This window comes from Rhodospirillales bacterium, assembly GCA_020638175.1.
GTDB lineage: Bacteria > Pseudomonadota > Alphaproteobacteria > Micavibrionales > Micavibrionaceae > JACKJA01.
In genome coordinates this window covers 2002669-2023527 of record JACKJA010000002.1, presented here as the reverse complement: position 1 = coordinate 2023527, position 20859 = coordinate 2002669, and the positions used below count along the sequence as shown (strand labels likewise).

24 protein-coding genes are annotated in these 20859 nt (G+C 51.9%); 13 read left to right on the top strand and 11 right to left on the bottom strand.

Features of this window, described 5'->3' with window-relative positions; all coding sequences use genetic code 11:
* Positions 1–39 precede the first annotated feature (39 nt).
* The 5 genes from H6868_10185 to H6868_10165 all read right to left on the bottom strand — a co-directional run bounded on the left by H6868_10185 (position 40) and on the right by H6868_10165 (position 2917).
* Positions 40–288, bottom strand: a complete 249-nt coding sequence (locus tag H6868_10185) for a CDGSH iron-sulfur domain-containing protein (protein MCB9989681.1) — start codon at positions 286–288, stop codon at positions 40–42.
* An 80-nt stretch (positions 289–368) separates the two neighbouring features.
* Positions 369–1139, bottom strand: a complete 771-nt coding sequence (locus H6868_10180) for a putative DNA-binding domain-containing protein (protein ID MCB9989680.1) — start codon at positions 1137–1139, stop codon at positions 369–371.
* Between the two features lies 1 nt (position 1140).
* Entirely contained in the window at positions 1141–2037 is an 897-nt protein-coding gene (locus tag H6868_10175) for a DUF692 domain-containing protein (GenBank protein MCB9989679.1), read from the bottom strand.
* Positions 2038–2043: 6 nt separating this feature from the next.
* Positions 2044–2376, bottom strand: coding sequence for a DUF2282 domain-containing protein (locus H6868_10170; GenBank protein MCB9989678.1), 333 nt, complete (start codon positions 2374–2376; stop codon positions 2044–2046).
* Between the two features lie 136 nt (positions 2377–2512).
* A complete protein-coding gene (locus H6868_10165) occupies positions 2513–2917 on the bottom strand; it encodes a CBS domain-containing protein (GenBank protein ID MCB9989677.1) in 405 nt (134 codons plus the stop codon).
* A gap of 477 nt (positions 2918–3394) precedes the next feature.
* Here H6868_10165 and H6868_10160 point away from each other — a divergent pair, with 477 nt between their 5' ends.
* From H6868_10160 to H6868_10125, 8 genes are all read left to right on the top strand, one after another.
* Positions 3395–3766, top strand: coding sequence for a hypothetical protein (locus tag H6868_10160; GenBank protein MCB9989676.1), 372 nt, complete (start codon positions 3395–3397; stop codon positions 3764–3766).
* Between the two features lie 182 nt (positions 3767–3948).
* On the top strand, positions 3949–4680 hold the full coding sequence (locus H6868_10155; protein MCB9989675.1) for a sterol desaturase family protein: 732 nt from the start codon (positions 3949–3951) through the stop codon (positions 4678–4680).
* A gap of 100 nt (positions 4681–4780) precedes the next feature.
* On the top strand, positions 4781–5065 hold the full coding sequence (locus H6868_10150) for a hypothetical protein (protein MCB9989674.1): 285 nt from the start codon (positions 4781–4783) through the stop codon (positions 5063–5065).
* Complete coding sequence (locus tag H6868_10145; GenBank protein ID MCB9989673.1) at positions 5065–5292, top strand: hypothetical protein; 228 nt, start codon at positions 5065–5067, stop codon at positions 5290–5292. Before H6868_10150 ends, H6868_10145 begins: the two co-directional genes overlap by 1 nt.
* Before the next feature lie 76 nt (positions 5293–5368).
* Positions 5369–6427: a GDP-mannose 4,6-dehydratase gene (gene gmd, locus H6868_10140; GenBank protein MCB9989672.1), complete on the top strand. Its 1059-nt coding sequence runs from the start codon at positions 5369–5371 to the stop codon at positions 6425–6427.
* A complete protein-coding gene (locus tag H6868_10135; protein MCB9989671.1) occupies positions 6417–7355 on the top strand; it encodes a GDP-L-fucose synthase in 939 nt (312 codons plus the stop codon). Before gmd ends, H6868_10135 begins: the two co-directional genes overlap by 11 nt.
* Entirely contained in the window at positions 7342–8202 is an 861-nt protein-coding gene (locus tag H6868_10130) for a mannose-1-phosphate guanylyltransferase (protein ID MCB9989670.1), read from the top strand. Before H6868_10135 ends, H6868_10130 begins: the two co-directional genes overlap by 14 nt.
* 31 nt (positions 8203–8233) lie before the next feature.
* Positions 8234–9139, top strand: a complete 906-nt coding sequence (locus H6868_10125; GenBank protein MCB9989669.1) for a hypothetical protein — start codon at positions 8234–8236, stop codon at positions 9137–9139.
* Here the strand turns inward: H6868_10125 and H6868_10120 are convergent, their stop codons facing one another.
* The 6 genes from H6868_10120 to H6868_10095 all read right to left on the bottom strand — a co-directional run bounded on the left by H6868_10120 (position 9140) and on the right by H6868_10095 (position 15877).
* Complete coding sequence (locus tag H6868_10120) at positions 9140–9454, bottom strand: hypothetical protein (protein MCB9989668.1); 315 nt, start codon at positions 9452–9454, stop codon at positions 9140–9142.
* Between the two features lie 140 nt (positions 9455–9594).
* Positions 9595–10761, bottom strand: coding sequence for an L-histidine N(alpha)-methyltransferase (locus H6868_10115; GenBank protein ID MCB9989667.1), 1167 nt, complete (start codon positions 10759–10761; stop codon positions 9595–9597).
* 49 nt (positions 10762–10810) lie between these two features.
* Positions 10811–12016, bottom strand: a complete 1206-nt coding sequence (locus H6868_10110) for an L-histidine N(alpha)-methyltransferase (GenBank protein ID MCB9989666.1) — start codon at positions 12014–12016, stop codon at positions 10811–10813.
* A 5-nt stretch (positions 12017–12021) separates the two neighbouring features.
* Entirely contained in the window at positions 12022–12666 is a 645-nt protein-coding gene (locus H6868_10105) for a helix-turn-helix transcriptional regulator (protein ID MCB9989665.1), read from the bottom strand.
* Positions 12667–13017: 351 nt separating this feature from the next.
* Positions 13018–15063, bottom strand: a complete 2046-nt coding sequence (locus H6868_10100) for a M3 family metallopeptidase (protein MCB9989664.1) — start codon at positions 15061–15063, stop codon at positions 13018–13020.
* Positions 15064–15082: 19 nt separating this feature from the next.
* Positions 15083–15877: a hypothetical protein gene (locus tag H6868_10095; protein MCB9989663.1), complete on the bottom strand. Its 795-nt coding sequence runs from the start codon at positions 15875–15877 to the stop codon at positions 15083–15085.
* Positions 15878–15966: 89 nt separating this feature from the next.
* Between H6868_10095 and mnmC the strand changes: the two genes are divergently transcribed.
* From mnmC to H6868_10070, 5 genes are all read left to right on the top strand, one after another.
* Positions 15967–17799, top strand: coding sequence for a bifunctional tRNA (5-methylaminomethyl-2-thiouridine)(34)-methyltransferase MnmD/FAD-dependent 5-carboxymethylaminomethyl-2-thiouridine(34) oxidoreductase MnmC (gene mnmC, locus H6868_10090; protein MCB9989662.1), 1833 nt, complete (start codon positions 15967–15969; stop codon positions 17797–17799).
* A 64-nt stretch (positions 17800–17863) separates the two neighbouring features.
* The gene (locus H6868_10085; protein MCB9989661.1) at positions 17864–18046 is read left to right on the top strand and encodes a Flp family type IVb pilin; all 183 of its coding nucleotides are present in this window, start codon (positions 17864–17866) and stop codon (positions 18044–18046) included.
* Positions 18047–18262: 216 nt separating this feature from the next.
* Positions 18263–18430 (top strand): Flp family type IVb pilin, encoded by a 168-nt coding sequence (locus H6868_10080; protein MCB9989660.1) that lies wholly within the window; start codon positions 18263–18265, stop codon positions 18428–18430.
* Positions 18431–18609: 179 nt separating this feature from the next.
* Positions 18610–19710 (top strand): undecaprenyl/decaprenyl-phosphate alpha-N-acetylglucosaminyl 1-phosphate transferase, encoded by a 1101-nt coding sequence (locus tag H6868_10075; GenBank protein MCB9989659.1) that lies wholly within the window; start codon positions 18610–18612, stop codon positions 19708–19710.
* Positions 19697–20854, top strand: a complete 1158-nt coding sequence (locus H6868_10070) for a glycosyltransferase family 4 protein (GenBank protein MCB9989658.1) — start codon at positions 19697–19699, stop codon at positions 20852–20854. Before H6868_10075 ends, H6868_10070 begins: the two co-directional genes overlap by 14 nt.
* Positions 20855–20859 lie beyond the last annotated feature (5 nt).

Here is a 20859-nt window from a genome sequence, read left to right as displayed (position 1 = left end):
CACCCTGCCTCTGTTAAAGAAGTGGGGGCGGTATAGGTATCATGCGTCGCGTAGTGGTTTGTGCGCGCCGTCACAAAAGGGTTGCTTGGCGCTATGCTTGCATGCGCACAGCCATGCTGGGCCGTCTTTTTCCGCTTCGAAAGCCAGCGGCGTAAATTCCGTTCCCGCGTGGGAGCCATCGCAAAAAGGTTGTTGGCCCGATTGGCCGCAGGTGCAAAAGAAATAGCGTTTTCCCTTTTCCAGTTCCACCTGAATGGGGCTGGTATCGGCAATTTTGGGGGTGGCCATGGTTATTCTCCTTGAGCGCTTTATGTGTTGCGATGGCCTGCATTTAAGCATGTGTCGGCCCAGAAATCCAGTGGTGGAATTTACGGCTGGGCGGGTTTTGTGAAACCGGAAAAGCTTCCTAAACCAAAATGTTTATGCAGTATGTTTTCCAAAGGGAAATCCGGTGCCAGAGCGGTGACGGTCGTTGCCGCCTGTCCCAGTGTTTTGTTTTTTGCAATTTGCTGCAGGAATAAATATTCAAAAGGGTCGACTTCCAGGATAAAGCTGCGTAATTGCGGTCGAAAAATCATGAGGTGGCTGGGGCCGGTATCTATATCCAGTATTGTATCGTCGCTGTTATCATTACTGCAGAAATCACGAATGGTAATCAAGGGGTAGCGGGATTCGATAAAACGAACGGAATCCCGGAAATGAAGGTGAATATGTTGCAGCTCATTTTGCGGTATTTTTTGTAGTGACGCTGGATCGAGAGGGGCATCGTCGCGGGCGTAGTAGGCTTCGTTTTTTGCCCATTCCATGCGGGCGATGTCCGGCAGGTAGGGCAGGCATCTGGCCGGTTCGTATTGTTCCAGAAATGCCGGAAATGTTGCGCCGTATAAATTCAGGTTTCCTTTTTGCGGCAGATTGTTTTTCACATAGCTAAAGGCGGCAGCTTTCAAGAAGTCATCTCCGGTTAGCCGGGCAATCAGAGGGAAGGAATTGCCGATAACATCGCAAAGGCCGTCCAGAACATGGCCCCGGTAAACCGCCATGCGGTCCTTGACCGTGATGCCATTTTCCGCGAACAGGTTTGCAAAATCTTTTTTCTGGTTCGCCGGATCGAGGAGTGTGTCTTTAAAATTTTGTTGCACTTTATTCAGCCGCATCAGACAAACTTTCTCTGCGATAGCGATGGCAAATATCCTGTGCTTTGTGTGCCTCCCCGACCAGATCGTCAAGGGAGGGCAGTTCGCTGTCCCATTCGATCAGTGTCGAAACCGGTCCGAGGCGCGCGATGGTGTATTCATACAGATCCCAGACTTCGGGGCGAACATAACGGCTGTGCGTGTCGATCAGTAATGTTTGCGGGCCGATTGATTTTTCAACGTGGCCGGCCAGATGGATTTCGCCTACGGCGGCGGCGTTGATTTGATCAATGTAGTTTGTGGCACTGAAGCCGTGATTATGCGCCTGCACAAAAATGTTGTTTACGTCGAGCAAAAGTCCGCATCCGGTGCGGGATGCGGCTTCGTTTAAAAATTCGGGTTCGCTCATGTCATTGTGCCGATAGGCAATATAGGTTGACGGGTTTTCAACCAGTATCGAGCGCCCCAGAAAATCCTGTGTGCGCTGGATGTTGTCGCACAGCCGGTCCAGCGTTTCCCCGGTGTAGGGCAGGGGCAGCAAGTCGTTAAAATGCGCGTTGCCGCTGGCGCTCCATGAGGCATGATCGGAAATCCGGAAAGGCTCATAAATGTCGGCGAGTTCCTTGATTTGTTGCAAATGTTCCGTGCTGACCGGTTGGTCCGATCCTAATGATAGCCCCACGGCGTGGAGGCTTAAAGGGTATAATTCGCGGGCTTTTCCCAAATAATGGCGGTGAATGCCGCCGCCGAAATAATTTTCCGGGTGTACTTCGATCCAGCCGATATCCGGCTTGTCTTTCAGGATATCTTCGTAGTGCGGGCTTCGCAGCCCCACCCCGGCCTCCCTGAGCGGGACGTTATGGGGTGGGCGCGAAAAACCGTTTATGTTATCTCCGGCGGTCATCGGAAATTATCCGCATTCATGATTTTCTGTTTTCATGTCGGCGGCACAGTTGTTTTTTTCATCTTTCATGGTTGTGTTTTCATATGCTGTCAGTGACCCACCGACCAGCTTTTCACACAGGCCTTTGGGCAACATAACCCATTCATGTCCGTCGCCGTCAATCGTGGCTTCATGCATGCAGCTGTGCGTGCCATCTTTTACGCCGCAGTCATTTTGTCCCGCTTTGGCAACGCCATAGCATTTTTCCGTTTCGTGGGAATCCGCTTGCGCTTCGCCCGCGCCAAGAACGGCCATGGCGACCGCGCCGGCGATCATCGAGTTAAGAACGGCTTTTTTCATAGAGGTCTACTCCTGTTATGTTAACGACAGTGGATTGTTATCCATGAAAAGGATATTTCATAGATATAGCTCAATTCGGACCGGACATGTACCCGGTTACAGGAAAAAATAAAAAGGCGGGAATTATGTGCAAGAACTATGCGCCGGGTGCGCTTATCTTTACCATCAACAGTTCCATGACCGATAGGAAGCTAATGACGTAACCCTCATCCGATACAATGGGAATAACCCGCAGATCATTTTCAGCCATCAATTTCATGACGTTGTCTAGCGTGTCATTTTCGCCGGCGCATGTTATATCGACCTGCATAAAATCACTGACATAAGATGTTTTGGCGTTGTCGCCTTCGTCGGAAAAGGCTGTGACAAGGTCGTGTTCGCTGATGATGCCGATGCCGATGCCGTCCTTGTTTTTGACCAGAAGACAGCTGTAGTTACAGCCCTTCATGACGTCGATGGCGTCGGCGATTGTGGCGTTTTCGCTGATTTCACGTTTCATCAGGTCGAGATCGAATAACTCGGATATTTTTTTTGTTTTCATTTTGTCTCGATACTTTTGGTTTCAGATAACGATTCAAGCATTTTAAAGGATACGTCCTTTAAACTCTTTTTTCGAGTCCGGCGCTGGATGTATGTAGAAAAAATACTGGAAAGCTCTTTTCTGCATTCTTCAATTTTGGCTGGGGTTCCTCCCTCCAAAATGATTTTCCAGTCTATGTCATGCGCTTTTTGTCCCGGTTCTGTGACGGGTTTGCGCTTTTCTATATACATTTTTAAATCACACGGCTGTCCGTGAATATATTCTATTCGCGGCAGGCCTTCATAGGATTTAACGATTTTCAGTTTATTTTGGAAGGTAACTTTCATTGAACAAAACCCGTAATTCTTTTTGAGGCAGACTCTAACAGTTTTGGTCCGGGAGGGGAAGATTCTGTGAGGAAAATCGGTTTATTTTTTTCTTTCTATTCTGTTGTAAAAAAGGTAAGTCTGACTATTATTTCTTTGAGGAGTTTACCCAATGGAACGTGTACAGGCCGCTTTGCACTGGATGATCGTAGTTTCAGCCAGCAGTCACATTTTTTGCTGTGTCCTGCCGACGGTAATTGGCATGGCCGGATTGCTGACGGGGATGGGGTTCTTCTCTGGTTTGATGCCGGTTTATGAATCGTTTCATGAAATTATCCATACGATGGAGCAGCCTTTGCTGGTGTTTTCCGCAGTTATGCTGACCGTGGGCTGGGTTATGCAGGCTTATAGCTGGCAGATTGACTGTCATGACACGGGCTGTCATCACGGGGCTTGTGCGCCAAAGAAAAACCGTGCGGCATTGATACTGAAGATTGCGACGGTTCTGTTCGTTGTTAATACCGGGGTATTCTTCCTGCACTAAACCGGGGGGCAGGTTTTTTGAATACGGCGTTTTATAATCTTGTTTCATGGACTGTCTGGCCGGCTTTGTTTGCCGGTTGCCTGCTGATCGCCGGGTATGGGATTTCCATTGACCAGCCGGTCCGGTATTTCAATCTGGCCTATTTCTGTCTGGCGGCGGTTCTCCTGATCCTGGAGCGGCGTATGCCGCACGAACCCACATGGAACAAGTATGACGGCCAGCTTGTGCCCGATATTGCCCATACGCTTAGCAGCAAAGGCACAGTGCAGGGCTTGTTTTTATTTAGCGCCGTTATCGGGATCGCCGCCTATGTTACGCCGTCAACCGAGGCGGGGTATAGCATCTGGCCGCGGGACTGGCCGATGGCGGTGCAGGTCATGATGGGGCTGGTCGCGGCGGAATTCGGGCTTTATTGGGCGCACAGGCTGGCGCATGAATGGCCAGTTTTATGGCGGTTTCATGCTATTCATCACAGCGTTACCCGGCTTTGGATTGTCAATACCGGAAGATTTCATTTTGTCGACAGTCTGGTCAGCATTGTCATGGGCATGGCTATATTACTGGTTCTGGGGGCACCGATGGAGGTTATTCAGTGGTTGTCTGTTGTGACAGCCTTTATCGGGATGTTGACCCATTGCAATGTCGATATGCGTTTTGGTCCGGTGTCATGGATTTTTAATACGCCCGGTTTGCATCGCTGGCACCATAGCCGCGATCTAAGCGAAGGGAACACGAATTACGGTGAAAACCTGATGATCTGGGACATGCTGTTCGGTACTTATTTCAACCCGGCGCGGCACCCGCCCGCCGATATCGGGATCAGCGAAGACATGCCGCCGACTTTTCTGGCCCAGCTTGTCTGGCCCTTTCGGTCCCGCCGGGCGATCCCTTCGTCCACGACTGCCGCTGAGTAAGTCTTTTCTATAATACATAAAATTGTATCCTTTTTTCACAGGATGTTAAGGCCGCTGCTTCATAATAGAAGCAAGTTTAGAGAAAAGGGACATGTGTGTGGTGTTCAATCGTTGTGACTTTTTGTTAGGTGAAGGCCAGTCGGTCGTTATAGTCGTACCGGCGCATCTGCCGTATGCCGAAACCTATACGGTGGCGGTCACGGAAGATACGATTAAATTCAGGGCCGGTTTTGACGATATCGCCGAGATGCACTATCCGGGCGGTGAAATATACAAACGTATTTCCGGGACTACGCAGGTGGGGCTGGTTGAATACCCGCCGGAAGGTGAATTACCCGATTTCATCACCAATGTTGCCTATGTTGAAGTGCGGAGGAAGATGTAATGGCTGGGCCGGTTCACAATTCACAGACGCTGATGGAGGCGATGGGAGGGAAGGCTTTCCAAGTCGTGCCGAGCGATGGTGAGGACAGCCGCCGTATTTCCCAGGAATACAGCGCACAAGGTTATGAAGCGCAGGCTGTGACTATGGATCAAGCGCCAACGTCTACGATGTCGGAAGCTCCCAGCCCGGCGGCTCCAGCGGCAGCGCCCCCTTCATTCGATGTGTAGGGATAACTTCTAAAAGCCGGTTTTCGCAAACGTAAAATTGTCATACCCTAGTGTGGTTTCACCCTAGGGTATTTTTATGGCCGGACAAAAGACAGCTTTGATTACCGGAGTGACCGGGCAGGATGGCGCTATTATGGCCCGTTTTCTGCTGGGGCAGGGGTATATTGTTCATGGACTGCGGCTGTACAGTGCCACCGATGATTCTCAGCGGTTTAATGAGCTGATGGCTCATCCGGCGTTTCACTTTCATCACGGCGATTTGACTGATGGCGGTAATTTATGGCGGTTGCTCGCAGCTATCCAGCCCGATGAAATTTATAATCTGGCGGCGCAAAGCCATGTGCAGGTCAGTTTTACCGTGCCGGAGGCTACGGCGGAGATTAACGCGCTGGGTGTAACCCGTCTGCTGGAGGCTATCCGGGGGCTGGCGCGACCGGTGAAATTTTATCAGGCTTCCAGTTCGGAGATGTTCGGGAATGCGCCGGGGCCGCAGAGTGAGAAAACGCCAATGAGTCCCTGCAGTCCTTATGGCGCGGCCAAGCGTTATGCTTATGATATGGTGCGGATTTACCGGCAGGCCTATGGCTTGTTTGCCTGTAACGGCATCCTGTTTAATCATGAAAGTCCGCTGCGCGGGGAAGAGTTCGTTACCCGCAAGATTACCCGCGCTGTCGCCGCGATAGAGGCCGGGCAACAGGATGTTTTGACGTTGGGGAATCTGGAGGCGCAGCGCGACTGGGGGCATGCGCGGGATTATATGGAAGGAGTCTGGCTGATGATGCAGCAAGACATTTCCGATGATTATGTTCTGGCGACAGGGACGGCGCGGCGCGTTCGTGATTTTGTCGAAGCTGCGTTCGGCTGTACCGGGGTGGCGCTGGATTGGCGCGGGGAGGGCGTTGGTGAGCGCGGCTATGACCTGCATAGCGGGCGGTTGCTTGTGAGTGTGGACCCGCAGTTTTTCCGTCCCAATGAGCTATGTGCGCTGATTGGCGATGCTTCGAAAGCACGAGAGGTTCTGGGCTGGCGACCGCGGACGGCATTTGATGGGCTAGTGCGGGAAATGGTCGATTACGACCGGGTTATATTACGGGAGCAGGGCGGAGATGAAATCTATATACGGGCTGCGGAATAAGAAAATCTGGGTGGCCGGGCATAGTGGTATGGTCGGCGATGCTTGTGTCCGGCGGCTGGCCCGTGAAGATTGCGATGTGTTAACGGTATCGCATGCTGATCTGGATCTGCGCCGGCAGGCCGAAACCGAAGCGTGGCTGACGGCGTATAAACCGGATGCGGTGATCGTTGCGGCGGCCAAGGTTGGGGGGATCATGGCCAATGCGACGCAGCCTGCGGATTTTCTCTATGATAATCTGGCCATAGAAACCAACATTATTCATGGGGCTTACAAGGCCGGGGTGGAAAAACTTTTATTCCTGGGGTCGTCGTGTATCTATCCGCGGGAAGCGCCGCAGCCGATTGCGGAGGGCGCGCTTTTGACCGGGCCGCTGGAGCCGACCAACGAGCCTTATGCCATCGCAAAGATTGCCGGGATCAAATTGTGTCAATCCTACCGTCGTCAGTATGGCTGTGATTTTATATCAGCGATGCCGTGTAATCTTTATGGGCCGGGAGATACATATCATGCAGAGAATTCCCATGTTATCCCGGCACTGATGATGAAATTGCACGCGGCCAAGGCGGCGGGGCAATCGTCGGTAACGCTGTGGGGGACGGGTCATCCTTTGCGAGAGTTTTTGCATGTTGACGATCTGGCCGATGCGCTGGTGTTTTTGTTGAAGCATTATGCGGATGAGCCGCACATCAATATCGGCAGCGGCCAAGAAATCACGATTGCGGCGCTGGCGGGTATGGTTGCCGGGGTTGTCGGTTATGACGGCGAGATTGTTTTTGACCCTTCAAAGCCCGATGGGACGCCGCGCAAGCTGATGGATAACACGAAGGTTACCGCGATGGGCTGGCAGCCGATAACCGCCTTGCAGGACGGTATAGAGCATGCTTATGTCTGGTATCTTGAGAATTGTGTGAGACGTGATGCCGCCTGAGTTTCTTGATGTCACGCCGGTTATTCTGGCCGGTGGCGCGGGGCGGCGTCTGCGTCCCCTGTCGCGGGAAGAGCGCCCTAAACCGTTTCTGACGCCATGGGGCCGCCGTTCGCTGTTTCAGGAAACACTGGCGCGGGTCGAAGGGTTTTCTCCGCCTTTGATTGTTTGCAACCAGAAACACCGGGGGCTGGTTGTTGAACAAATGCCCGAAGGGGCGAGAAAGAGCGCCGCTATGTTGCTGGAGCCGGCTGGCCGGAATACAGCCCCGGCGATTGCGGCGGCGGCGCATTGGCTGGCGCGGCAGGATAATGATTTGATGCTGGTTTTACCGTCCGATCACATGATCCGAAATGTCACGGCTTTTCGGCAAGCGGTCACAGGGGGGATTGGCCCGGCCCGGCAAGGGCGTTTGGTCACGTTTGGGATTCGTCCCCGTCATCCGGCTACCCGGTTTGGCTATATCAGGCGTGGGAAGGTGCTGGCCGCCGGGGCTTATGAAGTTTCGTCCTTTACAGAAAAACCGGATAAAAAAACGGCGCTATCGTTTTTGCGGGCGGGAGACTACGAATGGAACAGCGGCCTGTTTTTATTTTCCGCGCGCCATTTTCTAGCGGCGCTGGAAACGTATGTGCCCGAGATGCATCAAGGCAGTTATGAGGCCGTTGCCCGGGCATCGCGCTATAATCAGGCGCTGTATTTGAACGAACAGGCGTTTTCCGCTTTGCCGTCCTTGTGTGTCGACAAGGCTGTGATGGAAAAAATGGACCGGGGGGTCGTTATCCCGGTTGATATGGGGTGGCGGGATGTCGGGACGTGGCCCTCTTTCTTTTCATTCCTGTTCCGGTAGAATGAACCGGCGAGAAGAAGAGGGAATCATAATGAGCACACAATCGACCAATCACATCATGCTGATCGAACCGGCGGAATTTTACCTGAACCCGGAAACGCAGGAAACCAACGTTTATCAGGTTGACGGCCATGAAAGCCATGAGGAAACTTATCATGCGGCGCTGGGGGAATTCCGGCGCTTCCACAATATGCTGGTTAGTAACGGGGTGGCGGTGACTGTGGTCAAGGGCAGTAAAGGCTGCCCCGATCACTTGTTTCCGAACTGGGCCTCGACGCATTTTGAAGGCGGGCGGCGGACAATGGTGTTGTATCCGATGCTGAATGCCAATCGCCGGGCTGAGCGCACCCCGGAGATGATCGAGCTGATGGGGCGGACCTATGATGTAGCGCTGGATATCCGGGACCGCGAGAATGAGGGGCTGTATCTGGAAGCAACGGGCAGCCTGTGTCTGGACCGTGTGAACAAGGTCGCTTATGTAGCCCTGTCAAAACGAACGGATGAGATGCTGGCCCGTGAATGGGGTGAAAAGATGGGGTATGCGGTCGAGACGTTCGATACGCTGTCTCATACCGGTAAGCCGATCTATCACACCGACCTGGTGATGTTTATCGGGACGCGGCTGGCGGCGGTGTGTCTGGATTGCATGGTCGGGGAGGAGGCAAAAGCCCGCATTCGCGCGCGGCTGGCGGCGACCCATGATGTAATGGAGCTGAGCATGGATCAGCAAAAAGCTTTTTGCGGGAACTCTCTGGAGGTTATCGGCGGGGACGGGCAATCTATGCTGGTTATGTCTGGAGGGGCGTACCGGGCGCTGCGCGAAGATCAACTGGATACCCTCAAAAAATACTATGCCCGCATTTTGCACAGCGATATTCCAACCATCGAGACTTATGGTGGCGGTTCGGCGCGGTGTTTGATGTGCGAGATGTTTTGATTAGCTGCCGGTTTTACGCATGGTCAGCATGACGACTTCGTTGCCGTATTCGATGGAGCCTGACATTTGGATGCGGTCGTCTTTACGGGCCAGTTTCAAGATAGCGGTATAGGTCACGGGTTCCAGGCTCGGCGTGCCGTCCGGCCGGGTCAGGGCTGCGCCATCGGTGGCTTCGCGCGGGTCGGCAATGGAGGTCATTTCGACTTCCGTATCGCTCAGGATACGAAACGTACTGGTCCATAGGATGTTATGTTTGTCGCGGCGGTTTGTCTGTCCCTCCCGGATATCCGTGACGCCGTCGCTTTTCTTGTCCAGCGGACCGTCATAGCTCGACGTGCTGGTGACCTGATATGTTCCGTCCAGTTCGTGTGATCCGTTCATGGAAAGAGTATACAGGGGGAAAGAAAAATGGGGAAGGGGGCATTGTTTGAGCTTAACTGTGCTGTTGTGACTGTTTAGCTAACTACTATTGAGTATCTGGGGACCATTGGTCGATAAGACTGTCTGAATTGGCCGTTTTGGTTAGAAGGCTCGATCGTGGTGAATCCATTTCCAGTGAGCAAACTCATAATTGCTTTTGTGATAGAGGGCTGACCGTTATCTTTATAGAGAGGATCTTGTTCTCTTTCTACTTTTAGAACGTGTTCACAAAGACCATGTTCGTCGAGGTATGCATTTTTATGAAGAATACCGATGTCTCTGGCTAGTTCATTTACTATGTTAACTCTAGGCTTCACCGAGTTTATAAATATGTATTCATCTCCCATTCTGAGGTGAAAGCGTTCTCTTTGGATCGAGAAATCCTGAGGGTTTTCAGCGATTAGTTTGAAAGCCACTTGGCTGGCCTTTGGAATCCATTCCATTTCGTACCGGAAATTGTCAGGATTGGGATCAAAACCTTCGATGCCAATACAGTGGTCAGCAATAATTTTAGGGATGTTAAGTATAAAGTTTCCTAAAGCCTTTTGGTTATATGCGGCAGACAACGAGTCATGGACAGTGTTGGAGTCATATCCAAGCACTATTTTTCCACCCTTACCAGCTAAATGGCCAAAGGCCTGCAGTAGTTTTTTTAGATCAGAGTCAGGTGATCCGTGTGGCGAGGCATTTGGGATATTTGAAAATAGGCTGCCGGTTGAAAAGACCGTTGTGTTTGCCATAGGTTTTATGACGGTCCCGGGTCTTGTGAAATCCATTTGATGACAAATAACATCAAGTTTACGGCCTGTATGCTGTCTGTAATATTCTGCAAATTCTCTTAGTTCTGCTGCACTTTGGTGATTAAATTCGGCTGATAGCTCAAGGGTTTCAATTCTTCTTAGTTTGGGAAGTAATTCAAGTATCTGTAGCTCTTTATTTCTCAGGGATTCTCTTGGGCCCGGACCTACGATAATAGCTCTTTCTGTGCAGTTAATGTCGCGAGCAATTGATTCTCGTTGAGCGCAAATATGTTCTATTTCACCCCAATAAGGATAATAATCCGGTGTGTTTAGTACATATTGAGTAAATAAGGATGCTCCCAAATCGGCATAGGCAATTGATCCCGCCGTTCCGTGTTCTTTGCGGGAGAATATTCCTAGCGCGACTTTCGTAACTTTTTGATTTAAGCTTTGATCGAGCATTAAAATTCAATCAGGTGGGTCTATTTGGAGTGTCATCAGACATTTCTATTTATGCAGGTCTAACGGCTGCGTGGATGACTTTATGGGCCTGATTGGGCTGTTCGTAGACCGTTACGTTTGCAAATCCGGCTTTGTTCAGCATTTCAACATGGTCACTTGCAGGACCTTTTCTTGTTCTTGTAGCCGAAATGAAGCTTTTTCCTGCTTGAACAGCAATGTTGCCTTCAGGGGTTTCTATGACGTGGTCTGATTTACATTCGGCATGAAGGTAAAGGGCTTTTTCGTTCTGATGCCAAGCGGCTGGCCTTGGTGTACCGCCGTTAGATTTTTCATGGGGGTCGGCCATCTTCCAGTTTGCAAAAACATTGTAGTTTTTATTTTGGATAATTCCTGCTTCTACGGCGCGTGGTAAGAAGTTGAGTACAAAGGCTTCCAAGTCCTGAGAATAGCTGTAATTCGATAGAATGACAGAAGGATCTTCATGTGTGTCCACCGTCATGATGAGGTGTGCATTTTCGCCGTGAAGTTCTCTAATTTTTTTGTATTGCTTGATGGTTTCTTCATCACCATTTTGGCCCGCCATTTGCTGAACATTTTGTAGAAGACCGCCAAATACAGCAATAACGGGGGCAGCTGTATCTATCGTTTCTTCGCGGGCTTCTCTGAGCTGTTGCTTTGCTTTTAAAATAGTCTCGCTACCATTTAGAAGAATATCGGCTTGATATCCTAGAGAATGCAAGTTGAAGCGTTGAAAAATCTGGTTAGCAGCTTGATAAGCATATCGTTCCAGAATATCGAATGCCAGAACGCCCGTGATTTCTTTGCCGGAACGTTGCAGGCTATCAATTAGAAGAAAATCATTTTTTTCTATGGCATGCTGTTCGCCGGGAGCGTATGCATGATAGCAGATTTGAGCGGGTAATTTATCCGCCAGACCACCTCTTAGCGCATGTGTAAGGGCTGCAGACTGTTGTTTCCAAGTCGAAAAATTATCAGATATAACTAAGTTATCCCATGGGGAGCCTTCAGGAGGGGCGTTTGAACCCCATGATTCTTGTTTTGTATCATAATAAAGGTATTGAAGTAGGCACCCTTGTCCCTCACCCTTTACGGCCTCCATAAACGCTTTGTAAAAAGATGCTTTCATGTGAGCTTTTCGTTCGACGTTCATGATGGGGCGTAGAATCGCAACCGGTGCGTTGGCTACACCGTTTTCTCCTGTCGGTAGAATATTTTTGGGTTGCTGAAATTGCATCTATTTTATTCTTCGCTCGGTGTTATAGCTGTTTTCCAGATTGTTTCAAATTGCACTCTGTATGCCTCTGCAACTGCTGCATAAGCCAATACAATGACTGTCGGGGTATCTGAAAAAAGCAAAATAGCTAGTTTGTCTCCATATACATAAAAAGGAACTGATGAAAACTGTTCTTTGGGTAGCCAACGATATTCTGCGTATGAGGAGGCCACATAATTGTGATCTCCTTCTTTAATAAGGATTTTGTAATGAATATCGTTAAGTTCTTTCATCCTTTCCGTATGGGGCTCTAATATGTCACTTCCCCATTTTAAAAACTCATTTTCATCGACATTGCTTACGAAAACATTTCCAGGGTGTTTTCGAAGTGTTTCATATATATCATCGTAGAATTCAAAGAACCCTTGTTTGCCGCTTAATACACGAACATCGCCTGTTCTCAATCTCAGGCCCGTTGTTCCAATAAACTCAATCCCGCCATCTTCGAAGGCTTTTTGGATGGTCATGATCGTGTTGGCGCGGGGGGTGGTGGAGCCGTTCTCGATCGCACCAATAGATGTCGCCGAGATACCTGTGCGTTCGGCCAGATCATTCTGGCTCCAGTTCAGTATCCCTCTCGCGCCTCTAATTTGTGCAGTCGTAATTGTCATATACCGACGCCCTTTTCACATTTTCCTGTATTATACAGGTAACTCAACTTTATGATTTGTGAAGTTTGTAGCGCATATACAAGACATAAGCCAACAAAAAATGCAAGTCTTTTTTCATAAAAAATTTATCTTGACATATTCATTGCTTTGTGAAAAAAGAACTTTAACTTTGGAAATTTATAAGTTGCTGGTGACTCTTAATAAGGTCTTCGCCGGGGCTATCAAGCTCTCCCCCAAGCTCTGTGCGGAAAAGCAACGGTTTCCAAAACCCCACACACAAAACTGAAACCTCCTCCGGCCTTGCGTCAGGGGAGGTTTTTTTCCGTGTGCGGCCTTTTACAATAATTGATCTCAGGCGGCGTCCGAAAGCAGGCCTTCGCGGCGGAGCAGGGCATTGGGATCGGCATCGCGGCCCCGGAAGCGCCGGTATAGGATACGCGGATGTTCCGATCCGCCCTTGGCCAGGATTTCGTTTTTGTAGCTTTCCGCCGTCGGGCGGTCGTAAAGGCCGCGTTCCTGAAACAGCTCGAACGTATCGGCATCCAGAACTTCTGCCCATTTATAGCTGTAATAACCGGCAGCGTAACCGCCCGCAAAGACGTGACTGAAAGAGGTGGAAACCGGTCCGGCCAGCCGCGGGAACAAGGATATATCCGCCAGTTCCGCATCTTCAAAGGCCGCGACATCGGTAATGCTCGACGGGTTTTCCTGGGTGTGCCATGCCATGTCGAGGATGCCAAACGCGCTCTGGCGCAGTCCTCCCCAGCCGGCCATGAAGTTCTTGGCATCCTGTAACTTGCGGATCAGTTCAGCCGGAATTGCTTCGCCGGTTTTGTAATGCCGGGCAAACCGGTCGAGCGTTTCTTTCTCGTAGGCCCAGTTTTCCTGCACCTGCGAGGGGAGCTCGACAAAGTCCCACAGCACGTTGGTCCCGGTCTGGGACGGGTAGGTGCCGCGCGCCAGAAGCGCATGCATCGCGTGGCCCATTTCATGAAACAGGGTCAGGACTTCGTCGTGGGTCAGCAGCGAAGGTTTGTCTTTGGTCGGCTTGGTGAAGTTGCAGACGATCGCTACGACGGGCCGTTCGATCTTGCCATGGAACAGTCCCTGATCGCGGTAGGATGTTTTCCAGGCGCCGGAGCGTTTGCCGGTGCGCGGGTGAAAATCGGCATAGAGCGTGCCCAGAAAGCTGTCGTCCGTCAGGTCGTAAACATCAAAGGCCTTAACATCTTGATGCCACACAGAATAGGCGTCCGAGGGCTTGAAACGCAGGTGGAACAGGGCGCTGAAATGCTCAAACACGCCGTCCAGAACCTGCGTTAACGGGAAATAGGGGCGCAAATCTTCGTCTGAAAAATCGAACAGGGAATGTTTGAGTTTTTCGCTATAATAGCCTACGTCCCAAGGTTTGAGATCGTCTTCCAGCCCTTGTTTGGCGGCAAAAGCTTTGAGGTGTTCCAGATCTTTCTGCGCGGCTGGTTTATAAGTTGTTTGCATAGTGCCCAGAAAATCAAACACGGTTTCCGGGGTCTCTGCCATGCGTCTTTCCAGCACGAAATGGGCATGGGTTTTATAGCCCAGCAAGTGTGCGCGTTCGTGGCGCAGGCGAACAATTTCCAGCAGTGTCTCACAATTATCGAATTCCCCGCCATAGGCGCGGCTGGAAAAAGCGCGCCAAATGGTTTCCCGCAAGGCACGGTTATCGGCGAACTGCATGAACGGGGCGTAAGACGGGATATCCAGTGTAAACAGCCATTTTCCCTTGTAGCCTTTCTCTTCGGCAGCGTGGGCGGCGCTGTCTATGGCGCTGTCCGGCAGGCCGGAAAGGTCGGCTTTGTCTTCGATAACCAGTTCAAAGCTTTCGGCTGACTTGGTGACATTGTTCGAGAATTGCGGGCTGAGGACCGAAGCGCGTTCATTGATTTCGCGCAGGCGTTGTTTCTTTTTTTCGTCCAGAAGCGCGCCGCTACGGACGAATCCCTTGTAGGTGTCATCCAGCAACATGGCTTGTTCCGATGTCAGGCCATCGGTTCCCTGGTCGTGAACGGCCTTGATCCGGGCGAACAGATCAGGGTCGTGTGAGATGTCAGCGGAAAAATTGGCGCTGACCGGGCCTATTTGTTCGGCTAGTGCCTGTAACTGATCGTTTCCGGCAGCGGAGAGCTGGTTATAGAAGATGGATGTTACAATTCCCAGTGTTTCCGCGGCAGTTTCCAAGGCGACAATCGTATTTTCAAAATCCGGGGCCGCGGGGTTGGCTTTGATCGCCGCGATATTCGCGCGGGCTTCTTCAATGGCTTTTTCCAGCGCAGGCATGTAATGGTCCGGTTTGATCCGGTTAAAGGGCGGGGCATGATTGGGAAGCGTTGAGGCTTCCAGTAGCGGATTGGTCGTCATATGGTGGGCCTCTTTCTGCTTATTCGGTCAGGGTGATCGTTGTACGGTCCATACCGGCTTCCATTGTTTTCTTGTCGAATGCCGTGACGATGACCTGATAGGTTCCGGCTTCCTGGAATTTCAAATTGGTTGCGAAACGGCTGGCAATGTCCATTTTTTCCAAGGGGAAAACCCCGATCAGGATCGTACCGTTATACACGTAGGCTTCGATATCGTAACGGTCGATGGGCCAGGGCGAACCATCGGCTACATGGCAGCCGCATAATTTGACGATGTTGGCGGTCAGGGGAACGGATATGTCTTTTGAGAAACGGACGGCCGTGCCCGCTGACGGGTTCAGGATATCGACGGCCATGCCGGGCAGTTCCAGCATGATGCCATTGCCTGCGGTATAGTCTTTGCCGGGCAAAAGAACGTAATCAATGCTGGCTTTGACTGTGCTTTGCGGCTGGGCCAGCGGCGCTGTAGCGGTAATCGTTACCGGCGTCGGTTTCAGGATATCGAGAGAGAATTCAAATTTGGCGGTATCGTCGTCAACCAGAACGGCATCGCGGGCCAGGCTGGGCGCCATGATTTTCGCCGTATTCCCCGTGCCGCCGTGGGTGATGCCTTCGGCTAGAATATCGCCTGTGAGCTTGTCGATGACCATGACGTGAGCGCCGCCCATGGCAGTGCCGATGAATTTGGCATCTTTCGATTTAACGGCGATGGAAATATCCGTTGAGAATTCTTCGAAATACTTGCCGGCCATCGCGGTGTGCGGCAGCAAGCTTAGGGTCAGGATCATTGTCAGGGTCAAAAGCACCGGGCGCATGGATGGAAAACTCCTTGTTTCTTGCAATTTACATTTGCCACAGTGAATGTGGCCGGGATAAAAGACGGGGTCAAGGGGCAAAGGTGAAAATGACGCAAGATACCCTCTATAGCGACCGGTTTGATGACGTTTACTTCTCGCGGGCGGGCGGGCTGGATGAAACGCGGCATGTTTTTATGGCCGGGAACGGGTTGCCGGATGCCTGGGCTGGACGGCCGTGTTTTACGATTGCCGAAACCGGGTTCGGGACGGGGCTGAATTTTCTGGTGGCATGGCAAGTGTTCGAGGAAACAGCCTCGCCGGGTCAGCGGCTTGATTTTATTTCCTTTGAAAAATATCCGCTGGAGGCAGAGACAATTTCGGGGGCGCTGGCGCATTGGGCCGATCTGTTTGGCGGGCGGCTGGCGCGTTTTTTAAGCCTGTATCCGCCGTGTCTGCGGGGGGGGCACCGGATTGACCTGAGCGCGCGCGTGTCTTTGACGCTGGTGTTTGATGATGTCAACGAGGCCTTGCCGACGCTGGTTGTGCCGGGCGGGGTCGATGCGTGGTTTCTGGACGGGTTTACGCCGGCCAAAAATCCGGATATGTGGACGGAAACGGTGTTTCGAGGCATGGCACGGCTGAGTGCGCCGGGGGCGACACTGGCAACCTTTACGGCGGCGGGGTTTGTTCGCCGGGGACTGGCGGAGGCCGGGTTTGACGTTCATAAAACCAAGGGTTTCGGCCATAAACGCGATATGGTTGTCGGACGTTATGCGGAAAACCCCGTCGCTAAAAATATAAAAAACGATTTGAACCGTATCGCTATTGTTGGTGGCGGGCTGGCCGGGACGGCCTGTGCCTATGTTTTAGGGCGTTACGGCAAGGCTTCAACCATTTTTGAAGCGTCTTCGGATTTGGCCGCCGGGGCGTCGGGAAACCGGATTGGTATGCTCAATCCGCGTTTTTATGCGCGGCGAAGCGCCGAGTCTGATTTTTATACGTCGGCTTTTGCGCTGGCCGGGCGGGTGCTGCGTGATATGCCGGATGCCGTTGAGTTTAACCCATGCGGTTCCTTGCACTTCATTGCGGATGATGAGAAGCGCCGGCGTTTTGAGGCGTTGACCGGGCCGGATGGATGGCCCGCAGAGGCGGCCCGGATTGTAAAGGCTTCCGAGGCTTCGGATTTGGCTGGTGTGCCTTTGGATCATGAGGCGCTCTGGTTGCCGGGGGGCGGTACGGTTAATCCGGCGGCGTTGTGTCATGCATATGCGGCCGGAGCCGATATTCGGCTAAGCACGCCTGTATCGTCGCTGGTGCAGACGGGGCAGGGCTGGCAAGTGAACGGTGAGGATTTTGACGTGGTTATTCTGGCCTGTGGCGCGGCCGTCAAGGCTTTTGATGAAACATCGTGGTTGCCGGTGCAAACGGTGCGCGGGCAGGTGACGTGGATCGAAGAGCAACCGGAAACCGGGGGGCTGCGGTGTAACCTGTGCTACGGCGGCTATATAACCCCGGCTCGGCAGGGGATTCACGTTATCGGCTCAACATTCCAGAAATGGCTCGATCATACCGATCCGCTGGATGAGGATGACCGGGATAATCTTGATAAGCTGACGAAATATGCGCCGCGGTTGATTGAAGGAGCCAATATTGTCGGCCAGAGAGCCGGTTTGCGGACGGCGTCGCAGGATCGTTTTCCCTTGATTGGCGCAGTGCCGGATGCCGTTGATGGCGATGGCACAGGCGGCGCTGTTTTTCCTCATCTTTATCTGAGTACCGGGCATGGGTCTCACGGTGTTATCAGCACGCTGGCCGGCGCGGTCTTTTTGGCGGACGATCTGGCCGGGCGGCCCAGTAGCTTATCGCGGGCGACGATTGCCGCGTTATCACCCGCCCGTTTTTTAATCCGGCGGCACCGCAAGACAATGGTACAGGTTTGATGTATTTATGTTATAATGGCCGGATAAACCCGGTTCCGGGACGTTTTTACAAGAGATGTTTATGATGCAAAAAATTCTGAGAAGCTGGCTTTTTGACCGGTGTGGGGCGACAGCATTGGAGTATGCGCTGATTGCTGCCGGGATTGCGCTGGCTATTGTGGCCGCTATTTTGGTCATGGGCGATTCCGTTGCTTTTCTGTTTAGTTCGGCAGATTCAGCCCTGAATACCGCGGCGGCTGATATCTGACACTTTTCTGAACTGTTCCCCTTGTCTTTGATTTAGAAGGAAGATCGTTCATTTTGTTGTGCCGGGTGGGTGCATTTTTTCCTAAACAATTTATATAAAATTTTATGTAAATTTGACATAAGTTTTCATAATCATGCTATAATGGAATTATAGGGTGAGGAAACAAAGTGAAGGGATAACGTGGTGGAACAGATAAAAAAGAAATTTTATCAATTTATGGCGGCCAGTGATGGGGCTATGATTATTGAATATTCTGTGCTCGCGGCTTTTCTTGGGGTTGCTATTATTGGTGGTACAACTCTTTTTGGTGACAATATGAATCATGTTTTTGGCGATATTATGTCGGGGGCTTTGGAAGACCGGATGAACGGCGCAAGAGGGTAGGACGAGGGGCATTTTGTGTGTGTGAAGAAAAGCAGCCTGCGGGCTGCTTTTTTATCGGGATATCACAAGTTTCCGGATTGGTTGTTCTTTTATCGCCGGGGCATTTATGCTTTTATTGGTGGCTTGTGAGATAAACAAAACAAGGGTTAGGCAAACGGGGTTGCCATGTGTCTCCGTTGATGACAAATGTGATGCAGGATTTGTTTTTTTATCCGGCTTTGGCCTTTATTCTGGTGGTTGTGATTATGCCGCTTGCCATGCGTATGGCAAAGGTTACCGGTTTTATTGATGTGCCGGGCGGCCGCAAAAAGCATGAACAACCCGTTCCGCCGGTCGGCGGGCTTGTGCTGTTCCCGGTGTTTGTCATTATGGCGGCGCTGGCGGGGAGTGCGTTTCCCGGCTTTTCTGCTTTGTGCATGGCCATTGTTATCTTGCTGGCGACAGGGGCGCTGGACGATCGTTTCGGGGTGCCTGCCTGGACCAAATTTATGGTCCAGTTTGTGGCGGCATTTCTGATTGTCGTGCCGGGGCAGGCGTCTGTAGCCGGGCTGGGTAACATGTTTGGGTTTGGCGAGGTCTGGCTGGGCTTTATGACCGTGCCGTTTGCGATTATTGCGACGGTTCTTCTGATTAATGCCGTTAATCTGATGGACGGGCTGGACGGGCTGGCAGGCGGCAAGGGGCTTATTGTTATGTTCTGGTTGGCGGTTGGCTGCGTTTTGTCCGGCGAAACCGGTTTTTTGGCGCCGATATTGGTGCTGATGGGGTGTTTGTCCGGTTTTCTGGTTTACAATCTGCGTCATCCCTTTCGCAAGCGGGCTTCTGTGTTTCTGGGGGATGCTGGATCTCTGGCTCTGGGGGCGGCGCTGGCGTGGTTCAGCATTCATCTGGCCCGTTTTGGCCACGGGGAAATTATTGAACCTATTGCTGTCGCGTGGGTTCTGGCGCTGCCGATTTTTGATACGTGCGCCCAGTTTGCCCGCCGGATGGGGGAGGGACGGCATCCATTTGACGCCGATCACCATCATTTCCATCACCATTTTATCAATGAAGGGGTGGAAATGGCCCATTCTACGGCGGTTATCCTGATTTTGGCGTTTATTACCGGCCTGATCGGGGTTTTGGGAACGCGTCTGGGGGTACCCCTGCCGTTCCTGACCTATACATGGATCGTTTTGCTGTTTGTTCATATGTTTTTATCGCGCCAGCCGCACCGTATCCAGCGGATCATCCGTTTTTTCAGGGGCGGAGGCAAAGAGGCCGGCCATGGACATGGATAAGGTTTCTATCAGGCCGAAGCTGCTTTTCGTCGTCACCGAGGACTGGTATTTCTATTCTCACCGTTTACCGATGGTGCGTGCGGCGCAGCGGGCCGGATTTGATGTGGCGGTTGTCACGCATGTTAACAAGCATCAGGCCGCTATTGAATCTGCCGGTGTGCGGGTTATTCCTTTTTCGTTTGAGCGGCGGAGTCTCAATCCGTTTAAGGCGCTGGGGCATATTGCACGTTTGAAAGATATTTACCGGGAAGAAAAGCCGGATGTGGTTCATCACATTGCCATGAAACCGGTGTTGTACGGGGCTGTGGCGGCCTGGTTGTCGGGGGGGCCGCGGGTCGTTAATGCGTTTGCCGGTCTGGGGTTTTTGTTCACGGCGCAAACGGTGCTTGCGCGTTTTTTACGGCTGGCGTTGTACGGACCGTTTCGTTTTTTATTGCGGCGGCGGGGCAGCCTTACGTTGTTCCAAAATGTCGATGACCGTGAGGCTTTGATTGCTTTGGGGCTTGCCGCACCGGAAAACAGTGTTGTGATTCGTGGGTCGGGCGTTGATCTTGAAGTTTTTCCTTTTCATCCGTGGCGGCGGCCTGAACCGGATTTTATCTGTGTTTATGCCGGCCGGATGATTGATATCAAGGGGTTGCCGACGATGCAGGCGGCTTTTGCAATACTGAAAGACAAAGCGCCGCAGGTGAAGTTATGGCTTTGTGGGCGACCGGACCCGGCGAACCCCGGATCGTGGGATGAGCCGCGTTTGCGCGCTTGGGCGGCTGACAATCCCTGTGTCACCTATAAGGGGGCGTGCGCCATGGAGGATATCTGGCCGCAGGCGCATCTGGCGGTGCAAGCGTCTTATGGCGGGGAGGGGGTGCCCAAATCCTTGCTGGAGGCGGCGGCCAGTGGCCGGCCGATTATTGCCAGCGATACGCCGGGGTGCCGCGAAGTGGTGGCGGATGGGGAAAACGGTTTTCTCGTTCCGCCTTATGATGCTGTAGCGCTGGCTGACAAAATTATGGCGCTGGCGGGGGATTACGAACGCTGTGTTGCCATGGGGCAGGCCAGCCGCAAACTGGTTGAAGGCGATTTGTCGGCAGAGGGCGTTGCCCGGCAAGCGGAAGCGCTTTACAGGCGTTTTCTTGAAGATTGATGCTG

Excerpts from the sequence above, each read along its gene's own strand:
- H6868_10185 (MCB9989681.1), bottom strand. The coding sequence starts at position 288 with ATGGCCACCCCCAAAATTGCCGATACCAGCCCCATTCAGGTGGAACTG.
- H6868_10175 (MCB9989679.1), bottom strand. The coding sequence starts at position 2,037 with ATGACCGCCGGAGATAACATAAACGGTTTTTCGCGCCCACCCCATAAC.
- H6868_10170 (MCB9989678.1), bottom strand. The coding sequence starts at position 2,376 with ATGAAAAAAGCCGTTCTTAACTCGATGATCGCCGGCGCGGTCGCCATG.
- H6868_10165 (MCB9989677.1), bottom strand. The coding sequence starts at position 2,917 with ATGAAAACAAAAAAAATATCCGAGTTATTCGATCTCGACCTGATGAAA.
- H6868_10160 (MCB9989676.1), top strand. The coding sequence starts at position 3,395 with ATGGAACGTGTACAGGCCGCTTTGCACTGGATGATCGTAGTTTCAGCC.
- H6868_10155 (MCB9989675.1), top strand. The coding sequence starts at position 3,949 with ATGCCGCACGAACCCACATGGAACAAGTATGACGGCCAGCTTGTGCCC.
- H6868_10145 (MCB9989673.1), top strand. The coding sequence starts at position 5,065 with ATGGCTGGGCCGGTTCACAATTCACAGACGCTGATGGAGGCGATGGGA.
- gmd (MCB9989672.1), top strand. The coding sequence starts at position 5,369 with ATGGCCGGACAAAAGACAGCTTTGATTACCGGAGTGACCGGGCAGGAT.
- H6868_10125 (MCB9989669.1), top strand. The coding sequence starts at position 8,234 with ATGAGCACACAATCGACCAATCACATCATGCTGATCGAACCGGCGGAA.
- H6868_10115 (MCB9989667.1), bottom strand. The coding sequence starts at position 10,761 with ATGCTCGATCAAAGCTTAAATCAAAAAGTTACGAAAGTCGCGCTAGGA.
- H6868_10110 (MCB9989666.1), bottom strand. The coding sequence starts at position 12,016 with ATGCAATTTCAGCAACCCAAAAATATTCTACCGACAGGAGAAAACGGT.
- H6868_10105 (MCB9989665.1), bottom strand. The coding sequence starts at position 12,666 with ATGACAATTACGACTGCACAAATTAGAGGCGCGAGAGGGATACTGAAC.
- H6868_10100 (MCB9989664.1), bottom strand. The coding sequence starts at position 15,063 with ATGACGACCAATCCGCTACTGGAAGCCTCAACGCTTCCCAATCATGCC.
- H6868_10095 (MCB9989663.1), bottom strand. The coding sequence starts at position 15,877 with ATGCGCCCGGTGCTTTTGACCCTGACAATGATCCTGACCCTAAGCTTG.
- mnmC (MCB9989662.1), top strand. The coding sequence starts at position 15,967 with ATGACGCAAGATACCCTCTATAGCGACCGGTTTGATGACGTTTACTTC.
- H6868_10085 (MCB9989661.1), top strand. The coding sequence starts at position 17,864 with ATGCAAAAAATTCTGAGAAGCTGGCTTTTTGACCGGTGTGGGGCGACA.
- H6868_10080 (MCB9989660.1), top strand. The coding sequence starts at position 18,263 with ATGGCGGCCAGTGATGGGGCTATGATTATTGAATATTCTGTGCTCGCG.
- H6868_10075 (MCB9989659.1), top strand. The coding sequence starts at position 18,610 with ATGACAAATGTGATGCAGGATTTGTTTTTTTATCCGGCTTTGGCCTTT.
- H6868_10070 (MCB9989658.1), top strand. The coding sequence starts at position 19,697 with ATGGACATGGATAAGGTTTCTATCAGGCCGAAGCTGCTTTTCGTCGTC.